The sequence below is a fragment of the Nonomuraea sp. NPDC052265 genome (genome assembly GCF_044547985.1).
GTDB lineage: Bacteria > Actinomycetota > Actinomycetes > Streptosporangiales > Streptosporangiaceae > Nonomuraea.
This window is the reverse complement of the sequence record NZ_JBIUBJ010000010.1, coordinates 39,989-53,486: the sequence shown is the minus strand read 5'-3', so window position 1 is coordinate 53,486 and position 13,498 is coordinate 39,989. Positions and strand designations below refer to the sequence as shown.

The following is a 13,498-nucleotide window of genomic DNA, read 5'->3' as shown; positions in this document are numbered from 1 at the left end:
AGGAAATGACATTTCACGGATGGCTCATCACAAGGTCGTCCAAGGGCAGTTCCCTGGCAACCGGGGAGCGTTGAGAACGGGGCAACCAATCCTTTAGGGGGAAACGCAATGCCCAAGCTCAAGACTATTCTCGCAGGCCTCGCCGTCAGCACGGCCATGAGTGGCGGTGTCGTCGCGCTGGGCGCGGCGACCACCGCGACCACCGCCGACGCCGCCACCAGTGCCGGGGTCGTCACGTCCACCAGCTTCCAGGCCGGCTGCTTCCGCAGGTCGCGGTGCGGCGGCTGGGGCTGGGGCGGCGGCGGCGGCTGGGGCAACTGGGGCGGCGGCGGCTGGGGCTGGCGCCGTAACGGCAACCGCGTGGGCAAGGTGAAGGTCACCATCCACAACCGCAACTTCAACCGTAACCGGGTGACGGACACGGCGGCCGTGCGGCCGATGCTCCGCGACCACGACCGCGACCGCGACCGCGACCGCGACCACGACCGCGACTGGGACTGACGACGAGGACGGAACCGTCATCCTCGTGAAGGCGGCGCCGCGCTGAATCGGACCACCGGGTACCGGGCTCGGAGAATGGTCTGAATTCGGACCGGCGCGCCGGAGGATTCATTCTCTCCGTCTCTTCGGAAATTCTGGTGAGGGCTCCATCGGCATCGGCCGGGGAGCCCTCACTTGCGTTTTCCGTGCGACAAGCCATACGAATCTGTGTGTACCGGCAAAAGTGGACAATTACGGTTTGCTGGCTATTCATGGGGATATATCAAGGTCATGGATGGCAGGCATGGCAAGCCATACCGTCCACGTCGTTTCCTGGGAATCCGGAAGCGTCGAGAAACGGGGCATCCAAACCTTAGGAGGAAACGCAATGCCCAAGTTCAAAAGTGTTATCGCAGGCCTCGCCATGAGCACGGCGCTGAGCGGCGGAGCGATCGCCCTCGGTGCGGCGACCACGGCCACCAGCGCCGAAGCCGCCACCAACGTCACCGCCGCGGCGACCACCACCACTCTGTCCGGCTGCTTCCGTCGCTCGTGGTGCGGCGGCGGCGGCTGGGGCTGGCGCAACAACTGGCGTCGTCACCGGCTCCCCCGGATCCGCATCATCATCGTCAACCGGAACCGGAACCACGACGTGATCGCGCAGGACGCTCGCCAGCGGGTGCGCGCTGACGACGTCGAGCGTGACTGGCGCTGACCGGAGGCTCTGAAACCGGGGCGCGAACCGCGATCGCGCAACTGAGTGCCCGCATCCCACCGGATCCTCGTTCCCGTCGAGAACGAGCTCCTGGCAGGGAATGCGGGCACTCACTTTGTGTCACCTTCTTGTCCGTACGGTCTCGGGACCGGGCGGCGATCCCGTAGGGCGGGCCCCTGGACGACGTCCGGAGGGGCCGGGGGAGGGCGGGAGACAAGGTGAGTGCCCGCATCCGGGGGGCGATCCCCGCTCTGTCGAGCGGGGCCGGCCGGATGCGGGCACTTCTCTGTGTCGGAGTGGTCTCACTTCTCAGGCGAGCTCTCGCTGGGCGGGCTCTCCCCGGGGTGAGACCCCCGCTCAGTCGTCGTGGTGCTCGCGCTCGTCGTGCCGCTGCACGTTGGTGTTGTTGTGGTTGCTGTTGTTGTTCGAGTTGTGGATGACGACGCGGACCCGGGGGGCGTTGTTACGACGCCAGCCCCAGCCGCCGCCGCGGCCCCAGCCCCAGCCGCCGCCGCGGCCCCAGCCCCAGCCTCCGCCGCCGCCGCAGCGGCGGTGGCAGCCGCCGCCCCAGCGGTTGCCCCAGCTGCGGCCCCAGCCGCCCCAGCCGCACCGGGTTTCCCGGAAGCAGCCGGCGAGGGTGGCCGCGGTGGCCGAGCCGGTGACGCTGGCGGCGTTGGCCCCTGTGGCGGTGGTCGCCGCGCCTACGCTGACCACACCGCCGGTCAGCGCGGTGCCCATGGCGAGCCCTGCGATAACACTTTTGAGCTTGGGCATTGTGTTTCCCCCTAAAAGGATTGATTGCCCCGTACTCGACGCTCCGCGAAAATCCGATCCTTCCGGATTTCTTTGGAGCGGCGTGGATGCCCGCTAGCGAGCATCCATGCCAGGGATATATCCCACCGAATGCCCCACAAACGGACATTGTCCTCTCTTGTCCGACACTATGACGCATCATGGTACATAATCGGACATTTCGGACTCATTGGGACGAGGGGATCGGGTGGATCCAGCATTCAGGGGAGAACGCAGTGAGGGCTCCACCGGCAGAATGCCAGTGGAGCCCTCACCGGGAATTGCCGCGGTGACAGAAGAGAAAGGAAACTCAGGCGGCCCCGCAATGTCCGGGTGCGGTCACTTCCTGAGAGCCCAGTACTCGCCGGTCGGATTCACTTCGCCGTGAAGAGCGACCATCCATGGATTGCGGGCACCATTCCCGCGCGATCAGTCCTCGCGGTCGAAGCGCGTCCGGCGGTCATCGCGGTCGAAGCGCGCCCGGCGGTCATCGCGCAGCTCGTTGTTGGTCCTCGTCTCGGTGTTGTCGTTCGTGTTCTCGTTGAAGATCTTGACGCAGACGCCGCCACCGCGGTGCCGGCGCCAGCCGCCACCCCAGCCGCCGCCGCCCCAGCCCCAGCCGCCGCCGCCGCCCCAGCCGCCGCCCCAGCCGTGGCGGTTCCTGTTGCAGCGGTGGTGGCGACGGTGGCCCCAGCCGTGGCCGTCCCCATCGCCCCAGCTGAGGGTCGTCGGGCTGGTGACGTTGTTGGCGGTGCTGGCGTTGGCGGTGGTCGTCGCGCCCAGGCTGACCACGCCGCCGGTCAGCGCGGTGCTGACGGCGAGACCTGCGATAACACTTTTGAGCTTGGGCATTGCGTTTTCCCCCTAAAGGATTGGTTGCCCCGTTCTAGACGTTCCCGAGAGATCCGGGAGCCAGGTCTTGAACGATTAGCTGATGAGCCATCCGTGAAATGTCATTTCCGAGACAGAGCTACAGCAAACAGGAGTGGCCCTATTTTGCTATGCATTAGGAATCTTATTGCTTGCATTACAGCTCTATCGAATGAAATGCAATGATATGTCCGATTATGTACATATGACGGAGTGCCCATCACATCGGGTTCCGGCAGCGTCGGCCGTGCTTTTCTCGTGGAATGGCGACATGGCCATACGTGCCGGGAAGGCTGTGGCCATGCGTGTGTCAACGGTTCATGGAAATGCTCGCCGTGGCACACCGGTGCGTCGGCATGAGAAATGCTGGACGATGCTGCCGTCGGGATCGTTCGGGAAATGCCATTACGCTTTCCCGATGGATTTCCAGTGGCCGCGACCTTCCGATCACTAACCGAGAGTGTCCGGTAAGTCGCACACTGTGTCCGTGTGTGATGCTTACCCGTGCTGAGCCCGGTAAACGGTGACAGGCAGCTTTTGCCGCACACTTAAGCTGCCATGAGATCCATTAGGTCTCTATGGGCGGAAATTTCAGGGCTGGTCCCACATGTCCCCATGCGGCCGGAGGGCATGACACCCCCTTGCGTCCCGTATGTCCAGCGATGCTCTGATGGTCACGGAATGCAGAGCCCGCCTGAGTGCGCTGGTTATCGTGGAAGAGCGACAAGGAGGACGTATGACAGCGGCGGAGCCGATCCCTCACTGGCCGGGACGCATGATCGGTTCGGTGCACGTGCGATCCACCCCCGAGGACGGCCCGGCCGAGCAGGCCGTGTTCGTCCACGGGCTGGCGGGCTCGGCCACCAACTGGACCGACCTGATGGACGAGCTCAAGGACACCGTCACCGGCCACGCCCTCGACCTGCCCGGCGCGGGCTTCTCCCCGGCGCCGGAGGACGGCGACTACACCGTGGGCGGTCACGCCGCCGCGGTGATCGGCCTGATGGAGCACACCGGCCCGGCCCACCTGTTCGGCAACTCGCTGGGCGGCGCGGTCGCGGTGCGGGTCGCCGCGTCCCGGCCCGACCTGGTCCGCTCGCTCACGCTGGTCTCGCCCGCCCTGCCCGACCTGCTCCCCAGGTACGGCCCGGTCCGCGTGGCCGCCGCAGCCGTGCCCAGGGTGGGCGAATGGGTGGCGGGCAAGCTCCGCCTGCTCTCCGCCGAGCAGCGCATCAACGCCTCCTTCGCCATGGTCTGGGCGAACATGAACGCCGTGCACCCCGTACGCCTGGCCGACGCCGTCGAGGAACTGCGCCGGCGCGACGACGTCCCGTACGCGGGCGAGGCCATGATCGGCTCGGCGAGGGGCATCGTGGCCGAGTACTTCCGGCGGGGTGAGGACACCCTGTGGCGCCAGGCGGCCAAGGTCGAGGCGCCGACCCTCATCGTCCACGGCCGGCACGACCGCCTGGTGCGCCCGGCCATGGCGGCGAAGGCGGCCCGTACGTTCCGGCAGGTCAGGCTCGTGCTGCTGCCGACGGCGGGGCACGTGGCGATGATGGAGATGCCGCGCGTGGTGGCGGCGGAGGCACGCCGTCTGATCGGTGAGACGAGATTGGGGAATGCCCCACTCGCCGAGTAGGTTTCAGCTAGAGATGTGACCCCCTGAAACGGGAGCGTAGAACGTGTCGTTGCCACCGCTGGTCGAGCCGGCCACAGAGCTGACCGTAGATGAAGTGCGCCGCTACTCGCGCCACCTGATCATCCCTGATGTCGGGATGGCCGGGCAGAAGCGGCTGAAGAACGCCAAGGTGCTGTGCGTGGGCGCCGGCGGCCTGGGCTCGCCCGCCCTGATGTACCTGGCGGCGGCGGGTGTCGGCACCCTCGGCATCATCGACTTCGACGTCGTCGATGAGTCCAACCTGCAGCGCCAGATCATCCACGGCCAGTCCGACGTGGGCAGGCTGAAGGCCGAGAGCGCCGCGGCGTCGGTCCGCGAGATCAACCCGCTGGTCGAGGTCGTCGTCCACAACGCGACCCTGACCACCGAGAACGTCATGGAGATCTTCTCCGCCTACGACCTCATCGTCGACGGCACGGACAACTTCGCCACCCGCTACATGGTGAACGACGCCGCCGTGCTGCTCGGCAAGCCGTACGTGTGGGGTTCGATCTACCGATTCGACGGCCAGGCCAGCGTGTTCTGGGCCGAGCACGGCCCCTGCTACCGCTGCCTCTACCCCGAGCCCCCGCCTCCCGGCATGGTGCCGTCGTGCGCCGAGGGCGGCGTGCTCGGCGTGCTGTGCGCGTCGATCGGCTCGATCCAGGTCAACGAGGCCATCAAGCTCCTGACGGGCATCGGCGACCCGCTGGTCGGCCGGCTGATGATCTACGACGCCCTGGAGATGAAGTACCGGGACGTCAAGGTCCGCAAGGACCCCGAGTGCGTGCTGTGCGGCAAGAACCCGACGGTCACCGAGCTGCTCGAGGACTACGAGGCGTTCTGCGGCGCGATCTCCGACGAGGCCGCGCAGGCCGCCAGCGGCTCCACGATCACCGCGCGGGAGCTCAAGTCCATGATGGACAAGGGCGACAACATCTACGTGGTCGACGTCCGCGAGCCCAACGAGTACGAGATCGTGTCCATCCCGGGCGCCAGGCTGATCCCCAAGGGCGAGTTCCTCAACGGCTCGGCCCTGGAGAAGCTGCCGCAGGACAAGCGCATCGTGCTCCACTGCAAGTCGGGCGCGCGTTCGGCCGAGGCCCTCGCGATCGTCAAGAACGCGGGCTTCGGCGACGCGGTGCACGTCGGCGGCGGGGTGCTGAGCTGGGTCAAGACCGTCGACCCCAGCCTGCCCAGCTACTGAGGCGTTTTCCGGGGAACCGTCCGCCGAGGCGCTTAAGGTCGGTGTCGTGAACCACGCCCGCCCCTGGCCCACCCTGGTGGTGTCCTCCGCGCTGACCCTGGTCTGCGCGGTGGCCGCCGGGGTGGCCGGGAGCGCGGCCGGCACCGAGCTGACCCGTGGCCCGAGCGCGTCCGAGCTGCGGGCGGCCGCCACGCAGGAGGTCGCCGAACGCTGGCGTGCCTGGCCCGCCGGGCGCGTCTTCCCGGCGGCCCTGCCGTACGCGGCCGAGCAGGGCGGGCAGGAACGGGCCGAGCGCATCGGCATCTCGCCGCACACCGGCTGCGGCGCGGAGTCCCTCGACGCGAAGGCGGTCAGGACGTTGCGCGAGGCGGGATGCAGGGGCGTGTTGCGGGCCACTTACATTGACGCGCTGCGCGGGGTGCTCGTCACCGTGGGCGTGGTGGCGCTGCCCGACGAGTCACGCGCCGTCCGGGCCAGGAGCGCGTTCGCCGACAACGGCAAGCCCGTGCCGGGGCTGCGTCCGCTGGCCTTCAAGGGCACGGTCGCCGAACGTTTCACGCCGTCCATGCGGCAGGCCGGGTCGGTGCGCCAGGCGGGGCCGTACGTGGTGCTGACCACGGCGGGCCAGGTGGACGGCCGGCCCGCGACCGCGGCCGGCGAGTCACGACCGGCCATCTTCGCCTTCGCCACCGAGCTGTCGGAACGCGTGCTGCTCGACCTGAGCACGCCCAGGATGCCCGACTGCGCCGCCGAGGAGTGGCGGTGCTGAGGCGCGGCGCCGCGACGGCGCTGGCCGGGACGGCGCTGGCCGGGACGATGTTGTCCGCCGCCGCGGTCCTGCCCGCCTTCGCCGACGACGACGTGCGCGGCGGCCAGCGGGCCGTCATCGACACGCTCGACCTGCCCGCGGCCTGGCGCACCAGCAAGGGCTCCGGGGTCACCGTGGCCGTGCTCGACTCCGGGGTCGATCCGGCCCACCGCGACCTGGCCGGCTCGGTGACCGTGGGCCGCGACTTCACCGAGGGCGCGAATCCGCCGGGGGTCCAGCCGCGGCGGCTGCACGGCACGTACATGGCCTCGCTGATCGCCGGGCACGGCCACGGGCCCGGCGGAAGGCAGGGCGTCATCGGCGTCGCGCCCGAGGCGGGCGTCCTGTCGGTACGGGTCATCCTGGAGGACGAGGAGCCGGGGTTCAGGGAGTTCAACTCGGCCGAGCGCTTCGAGGACGTCGTGGCCAGGGGCATCCGCTACGCGGTCGACGAGGGCGCGGACGTCATCAACATGTCGATCTCCAAGGAGCTCGCGACCCGGGAGGAACGGGCGGCCATCCGGTACGCCATCTCCAAGGGCGTCGTGCTGGTGGCCGCGGCCGGCAACGACGGCGACAGGAAGACCGGCGGGGACTTCGCGCCCTACTCCTACCCGGCGTCCTTCCCCGGCGTGGTGTCGGTGGGCGCGACCGACCGGCGGCTGCGCCGGGCCACGTTCTCCAACTGGAACTCCTCGGTGCTGGTGGCCGCGCCGGGCGTGGACATCATGGGCGCGGGGCCCGGCGACGAGTACTGGGTCGGCCGGGGCACCTCGCAGGCGACCGCGCTCGTCTCGGGGGTGGCCGCCCTCATCAAGGCGAAGTTTCCGCAGATGTCGTCGCCGCTGGTCGTCCAGGCGCTCGCCGACAGCGCCGACGACCGCCCGCCCGGTGGCTACGACACCGGCACCGGCTTCGGCGTCGTCAACGCCCGCAGAGCCCTGGCCGAGGCCGCCCGCCTGGCCACGCACACCGAGACCGCGACCGGCCCGCAGGCCCAGGACCCCGCCAAGCCCCTGGCGGGCGGCCCCGCCGGGCCCATCAAGGTCACCACCAGGGACCGCCGCCGCGTGACGATCTACGCGGCCGTCGCGGCCGGAGCCGCGGCCGGGGCGCTCGCGTCGCTGGGAGTCATTTTCTTCCTGGTCAGACGCGTACGACGCGACCACGGCTCACACGACGCATGATCCGCCTCCTAACGGGGACGAAATAGACACCGACCGAACGCGGGAGCGAGGCCAGGGTGGTGAAGGCACGTAGGTCGACCTCAGGGCTACCGCGCGCCGGCGAGGCCACCCCGGGAGGGAGCAACCCGCTCGGGGCGTCGACCGGCCGCCGGACACGCGTGCGTGCCTGGCCGGCGGCGAACTCCCGTACGCGCACCGAGGCCAGGGAACGCGCCGAGCTGGCGGCTCTCCAGCAGGGCATCCGCTTTCGGCGCATCTTCGTCGTGCTGGTCGGCGCCGTCATGGCCGTGTCGGCCGTCGTGGTGCTGCTGGGCACGATCGGCCTGCTGAACGAGACGCGCTCGCGCCCGCTGACCCCGGCCGAGCAGAACCGGTACAAGCAGGAGGAGATCGCCAGGCGCTGGCAGGCGTGGCCGGCCGCGGGCGTCTTCCCCGAGGAGGTCAAGTACCTCGGGCTCGACCGCGCCCAGCAGTACGCCAGGCGGGTCGGCATCGCCCCCGAGACCGAGTGCGGCAAGGGCGTGGACGCCTCCGTCGCCGGGGTCCTCGACAGCCACGGGTGCGTCACGATGCTGCGCGCCACGTACGTCGACCAGACCTCCACGTTCGTCATCACCGTCGGCGTGGCCGTGCTGAAGGACGAGGAGTCCAGGGTGTCGGCGAGCGAGCAACTGGGCCAGGACGACCGGGTGGGCGTGCTGCCCGTGTCCTTCCCCGGCACCGTGACCGAACGTTTCGGCACCGAGCAGCGCCAGCGCACCGGCTGGGTGGGCGCCGGGCCGTACATCGTCTTCTCCACCGCCGGGTACGCCGACGGGCGCACCAGGGCCGCCATCCCCCCGGAGGAGATCCTGCACAGCGAGCTCTGGCCGGCGGCCAAGTCCGTCGGCAACCAGATCGCCTACTTCCTGGCGGATCCCCCCAAGGTCCCGCCGTGCACCCAGGGGAACGTGTGCTGACCGCCGTACGGGCGCTCACGGCCACGCTGCTCGTCCTCCTCGGGCCCACGGCCGCCCCGGTCAGGGACGAGCAGCAATGGGTGCTGGACGCGCTCAACGTCGAGCAGGCGTGGAACGTGACCAAGGGCGAGGGCGTCACGGTCGCCGTCGTGGACAGCGCTGTGGACACCGGGATCAAGGAGCTGAAGGACCGGGTGACGACCGGGCCCGACATGAGCTCGGGCGCGGTGGCCCGCGAGGTGCGCCCGGGACGGCACGGCACCGCCATGGCCGCGCTGATCGCCGGGTCCGGCGCCGACGACGGCCTGATCGGCGTCGCGCCCGAGTCGCGCATCCTGTCGCTGCCCCTGGTCACCGACGACGAGCCGGACTTCGACCTGCTCCCGCCCACGGACGTCCAGTCGCCCGAGAGCTCGCTGGCCCGCGCCCTGCGGTACGCGGCCAACCACGGCGCCCAGGTCGTCAGCATGTCGATCGGCTCCTACGGCCCGGTCAGGTCCGAGCGCGAGGCGGTGTCGTACGCGCTGGGCAAGGGCGTGGTGCTGGTGGCCGCCGTGGGCAACGACGGCCAGACGCCGTACGCCAAGGAGAAGGGCACCTCGTTCTGGAGCTTCCCGGCCGGCTACTCGGGCGTGATCGGCGTCGCCGCGACCGACAAGCAGGGCAGGAAGGCCACGTTCAGCAGCGACAACCTGTCGGTCCTGGTCGGCGCCCCCGGCGTGCGGGTGCCCGTGGTCAAACGGCCCAGCGGGTACGAGCTGTCCGACGGCACCAGCTCGGCCGCCGCGCTCGTGGCCGGCGTGGCCGCGCTGATCAAGTCGCGCTACCCCGCCCTGCCGCCCGAGCAGGTGGCCCAGGCGCTGGCCTCCAGCGCGCGGGGCCGTCCGGCGGCGGGCTACGACGACAACACCGGGTTCGGCGTGGTGGACGCGGGGGCCGCGCTCAACGCCGCCGAGCGCCTGGCCGGGCAGCAGCGCAGCGTCGCCTCCTCCGGCAAGGAGCACTTCGGCCGGGGCGAGGACTCCCCGGTGCCCTCCCGTCCCGGGGCCGATCCGTGGCGGTTGTGGCTGTACGGAGGGGGTGTCCTGGTCGCGCTGGTGACCTTCTGCGGGGCGATCATCGTTCTCAATCAGCGCAAGGAGTGATGAACCGCTCGTACTTCGTCCGCGTGGAGGGTAAAGATCCGCTATGGTCGCGCGTCATGGGATACGAGCTGCGGGTGGTGCGCGAGTCGCCACTCGCCTTCGCGGAGCTCGCGAAGGCCATCGCGCCGGCCGGTTTCGAGCTGCGCGGATCTGAGGAGATCGTGGCCGGCCACGACGGCGGCCGGCACGCGGTGGCGCGCTGGCAGGGCCAGGTCGTGGGCGAGCCCGGCTCCGACTGGCAGGTGGCCCAGCTCCTGCGGCTGTCGGCCGCCCTCGGCGCCCGCCTGGTGGGCGAGGACGGCGAGATCTACGCGCTGCGCGACGGCGTGATCGAGGTCCTGTCCGGCGGCACGGTGATGGAGATCGGCAAGTTCGACGAGATCATCGACGCGGGCCCGGCCGCATGGACCCCCTGAACCCCTTCGCCGAGCGGGTGCTCGACCTGGTCGAGCGCATCCCGCCGGGCAAGGTCATGGCCTACGGCGACATCGCCGAATACCTGGGCGAGGGCGGCCCCCGCCAGGTGGGCAAGGTGATGTCCACCTGGGGCGGCGGCGTCCCGTGGTGGCGGGTCGTGCACGCCGACGGCAGCGGCGCCGCCCCCGACCACCTGCGACGATGCCTGGCCCACTGGCGCGAGGAGGGCACCCCGCTGCGCGGCGAACGCGCCGACATGAGCCTGGCCCGCTGGGACGGGCGTTCAGCCGATTTTCAGTAAGGGGCCTGACCTGCGGTTTCGCTGTTAGGGCGATTCTGTGACATGTGACTCCCATTACCATGGGCAGAACACTGACAGGCGGCCCGAAAGGCGGTGCCTCCACGATGGCCACCGGCGTCACAGCCCAGCGCCACAGCGGCGACACGCTCGCCGACCGCCTCAAGGCTGTCCAGGATCTCTGCGATCGTGGCGAGCCTCTTGAGGCGGTCATGCGTGCCGTCGGGCCCGGCGGCCGCGACGCGGCGTTCGACACCGAGGTGCTCAGCGGGCCTCTGGGGTCGCGCATCGACCTCGCGGTCAAGCGCGGCCCGGTGCGGCGCCGCGAGCTGCTCACCCTGATCCGCCCCTACCTGGCCGGCGTGGCCGCGGAGGTCAAGCGCGACCTGCCCGTCGCCCGCCGCGTCATCTGCCACCTGATCGAGCACCGCCCCGACGACGAGCTGATCGACGGCGAGACGCTGGTCAAGGTCGTCACCGCGGCCGCCGAGCCGTCCAAGCGCATCCGCAAGGGCCTGAGCTGGTACGCCGACCTGCCCCTCCGCGACGAGCTGCCGCCCGGCCTCTACCGGCTGCGCCGCGCCGACATGGTGCCGGTGACCCACATCGACGACATCGTGTGGGTCGACGGCAGGCTGCGCGTCACCGGTTTCGCGTACCTGGCCGGGTTGTCCGTCCGGAGCCGCAGGTTCAACTGGGCGACCGTGGTGCTGCGCGGGCCGCGCTGGCTGCCGCCGATCCGCATGCGCACCAAGCGGGTGCTCGCCCCCGAGGCCACTCACGGGGCCCGCGAGCCCGGCTGCAACTACGACTGGTCCGGCTTCACCGCCGAGCTGAGCCCGTGGCCGCTGCGCTGGCGCGGGGCCGTGCGCGGCATGGTGCACGCGGTGCGGCGGCGGCTGCGCCACCGTCCCGGGGTGCCCGACGCGACGACCTGGCGGGCCGAGATCGTCTTCTGGAGCCGTGGCGCGCGGGCGACCGGCCTGCTGCGCGGCTCGGCCATCGGCCGGCCCGAGCGCCCGGCCGGGCTCAAGCTGAAGCCGGGCTGGTGGGTGCGTCCGGTCTGGACGTCCGACCGCGCGCTGCAGGTCGTGCTCCAGCCCAACAGGGCCGAGCTCACCGGCGTGTCGGTCCAGGACGAACGCCTCGAACTCAAGGTCTTCCTGCCCGGCCGCAGCGTGACCAAGGGCCACGCCAGGCTGGGCGGCCACCGCATCGCGGCCGACTTCACGCCGTCCGGCGGCGGCACCGAGGTGTCGATCGGCCTCGCCGTGCCCGCGCTGCTCCAGGAGAAGGACGGGCGGCGGCTGTGGGTCGAGCCCAAGGGCGACCCGGCGGCCTCCGTCATGCTCGCCGACCTGGTCGAGACGCGCACGCCGGTGGGCGACCGGGAGATCACCGTGCTCGGCGACCGGCGCGACCGCGTCGTGGTCTCCGCCCACCGCATCCGGCCGGCGATCACCTCCGCGGTCTGGGAGGGCTCCACGCTGGTCCTGCGCGGCAACTACCCTGACGCGCCCGGCCCCCGGGTGCTGACGCTGCGCCACCGGTCGGGGCTGTCGTACTCGCTGCCCATGGAACGGTCGGGCGACGACTTCTCCGTACGCGTGACGCCCTCGTCCATGGACCGCTTCGGCGAACCCGTGCCGCTGGCGTCGGGCACCTGGAACATGTCCTTCCGGCACCCGTCGGGCGAGATCGTGCCGTTCCGGATGGACCACGCCGCCCTGCCGGGGCTCGACGAGGAGCCGCGTACGGCCGACAGCCGGGCGTACCGGATGATCTCCACCCGGTTCGACGTGCCGGTGATCACGGTCGAGGAGGAGCGTCCCCACGACGAGCGGGGCGTGGCCGGCACCCACGTGCTGCGCCGCGTCTTCTACCCGGCCCAGCGCACCGAGTCGCTGCACGACGCGACCGTCTACGTCGTCAACGACGGCCGGCTCTACGCCGACAGCGTGCGTGCCATCTACGAGGAGCGGCTGCGCAGGGGCGACGACCGCGAGCACATCTGGATCGTCAAGGACGCCGCGTTCGTGCCGCCGGGCGGCGCGCGGGCCGTACGGGCGGGAAGCCGCGAGCACCACGCCGCGCTGGCCCGCAGCAGCCACATCGTCACCAACTCGTTCCTGCCCGCCTGGTTCCGCGCCCGCGAGGACCAGGTCGTGCTGCAGACCTGGCACGGCACCCCGGCCAAGCGCATCGGCAACGACCAGCCGCACATGGCCCGCGACCCCCGTCCGCCGATCTGGCACCGGCAGGCGGCCGAGGTGCGCGGCTGGGACGTGCTGCTGTCGCAGTCGCCGTGGGCCACCACCGTGCTGCGCAGGGCCTTCGGCTACAAGGGCGAGGTCCTGGAGAGCGGCCTGCCCAGGAACGACGTGCTCAACTCAGCCGAGCGCGAGGCCAGGGCCGCCGCCGTCCGCGAACGGCTCGGGCTGGTCGAGGGCAAGCGGGTGGTGCTCTACGCGCCGACGTGGCGCGACTACGACCGCAAGAACGCGATGGTCAAGCTCGACCTGGCCAAGGCCCGCGAGGCTCTGGGCGCCGACCACGAGATCCTGGTCCGCGCCCACCCGATGCAGGCCATGCCCGCCGTCCCCGACATCGCCCACGACGTCACGACTTATCCGGACATGGCTGATCTGCTGCTGGTCACCGACGTCCTCGTGACCGACTACTCCTCGGTCATGTTCGACTTCGCGGCCACCGGCCGGCCCATCGTCTTCTACGGGTACGACCTGGCGAAGTACTCCACCAAGCGGGGGCTCTACGTCGACCTGCCCGAGCAGGCGCCCGGCCCGGTGCTGCCGACGTCGGCCGAGGTGATCGACGCGCTGCGCTCCATCGACGAGGTGGCCGCCGCGCACGCCGACCGCTACGACGCCTTCCGGGCCACGTACGCGCCCAAGGACGACGGCAAGGCGACGGCCCGCGTGGTCGACCACCTGTTCTCCTGA

13 protein-coding genes are annotated in these 13,498 nt (G+C 70.6%); 11 read left to right on the top strand and 2 right to left on the bottom strand.

Features of this window, described 5'->3' with window-relative positions:
- Positions 1-156 precede the first annotated feature (156 nt).
- A complete protein-coding gene (locus tag ACIHAD_RS27385; RefSeq protein ID WP_397357494.1) occupies positions 157-501 on the top strand; it encodes a hypothetical protein in 345 nt (114 codons plus the stop codon).
- Positions 502-775: 274 nt separating this feature from the next.
- Positions 776-1,195 (top strand): hypothetical protein, encoded by a 420-nt coding sequence (locus ACIHAD_RS27380; RefSeq protein WP_397357493.1) that lies wholly within the window; start codon positions 776-778, stop codon positions 1,193-1,195.
- Between the two features lie 357 nt (positions 1,196-1,552).
- Here ACIHAD_RS27380 and ACIHAD_RS27375 read toward each other — a convergent pair whose 3' ends face one another.
- Both ACIHAD_RS27375 and ACIHAD_RS27370 read right to left on the bottom strand, forming a co-directional pair.
- Complete coding sequence (locus tag ACIHAD_RS27375) at positions 1,553-1,969, bottom strand: hypothetical protein (protein WP_397357492.1); 417 nt, start codon at positions 1,967-1,969, stop codon at positions 1,553-1,555.
- A gap of 447 nt (positions 1,970-2,416) precedes the next feature.
- Positions 2,417-2,839, bottom strand: a complete 423-nt coding sequence (locus ACIHAD_RS27370; protein WP_397357491.1) for a hypothetical protein — start codon at positions 2,837-2,839, stop codon at positions 2,417-2,419.
- Positions 2,840-3,593: 754 nt separating this feature from the next.
- On the opposite strand from ACIHAD_RS27370, the gene ACIHAD_RS27365 reads away from it, so the two are divergent.
- The 9 genes from ACIHAD_RS27365 (at position 3,594) to ACIHAD_RS27325 (ending at position 13,498) form a co-directional block, all read left to right on the top strand.
- Positions 3,594-4,499 (top strand): alpha/beta fold hydrolase, encoded by a 906-nt coding sequence (locus tag ACIHAD_RS27365; protein ID WP_397357490.1) that lies wholly within the window; start codon positions 3,594-3,596, stop codon positions 4,497-4,499.
- 43 nt (positions 4,500-4,542) lie between these two features.
- On the top strand, positions 4,543-5,724 hold the full coding sequence (gene moeZ / locus ACIHAD_RS27360) for an adenylyltransferase/sulfurtransferase MoeZ (RefSeq protein WP_397357489.1): 1,182 nt from the start codon (positions 4,543-4,545) through the stop codon (positions 5,722-5,724).
- Positions 5,725-5,770: 46 nt separating this feature from the next.
- On the top strand, positions 5,771-6,493 hold the full coding sequence (locus tag ACIHAD_RS27355; RefSeq protein ID WP_397357488.1) for a hypothetical protein: 723 nt from the start codon (positions 5,771-5,773) through the stop codon (positions 6,491-6,493).
- On the top strand, positions 6,487-7,719 hold the full coding sequence (locus tag ACIHAD_RS27350) for a S8 family serine peptidase (protein ID WP_397357487.1): 1,233 nt from the start codon (positions 6,487-6,489) through the stop codon (positions 7,717-7,719). The genes ACIHAD_RS27355 and ACIHAD_RS27350 overlap by 7 nt, the downstream gene beginning before the upstream one ends.
- Positions 7,720-7,877: 158 nt before the next feature.
- Entirely contained in the window at positions 7,878-8,678 is an 801-nt protein-coding gene (locus ACIHAD_RS27345) for a hypothetical protein (protein WP_397357486.1), read from the top strand.
- The gene (locus ACIHAD_RS27340; RefSeq protein ID WP_397357485.1) at positions 8,654-9,823 is read left to right on the top strand and encodes a S8 family serine peptidase; all 1,170 of its coding nucleotides are present in this window, start codon (positions 8,654-8,656) and stop codon (positions 9,821-9,823) included. The genes ACIHAD_RS27345 and ACIHAD_RS27340 overlap by 25 nt, the downstream gene beginning before the upstream one ends.
- A 56-nt stretch (positions 9,824-9,879) precedes the next feature.
- Positions 9,880-10,239, top strand: coding sequence for a hypothetical protein (locus ACIHAD_RS27335; protein WP_358294348.1), 360 nt, complete (start codon positions 9,880-9,882; stop codon positions 10,237-10,239).
- Positions 10,227-10,541: an MGMT family protein gene (locus ACIHAD_RS27330; RefSeq protein WP_397357484.1), complete on the top strand. Its 315-nt coding sequence runs from the start codon at positions 10,227-10,229 to the stop codon at positions 10,539-10,541. Before ACIHAD_RS27335 ends, ACIHAD_RS27330 begins: the two co-directional genes overlap by 13 nt.
- Before the next feature lie 104 nt (positions 10,542-10,645).
- The gene (locus tag ACIHAD_RS27325; RefSeq protein ID WP_397357483.1) at positions 10,646-13,498 is read left to right on the top strand and encodes a CDP-glycerol glycerophosphotransferase family protein; all 2,853 of its coding nucleotides are present in this window, start codon (positions 10,646-10,648) and stop codon (positions 13,496-13,498) included.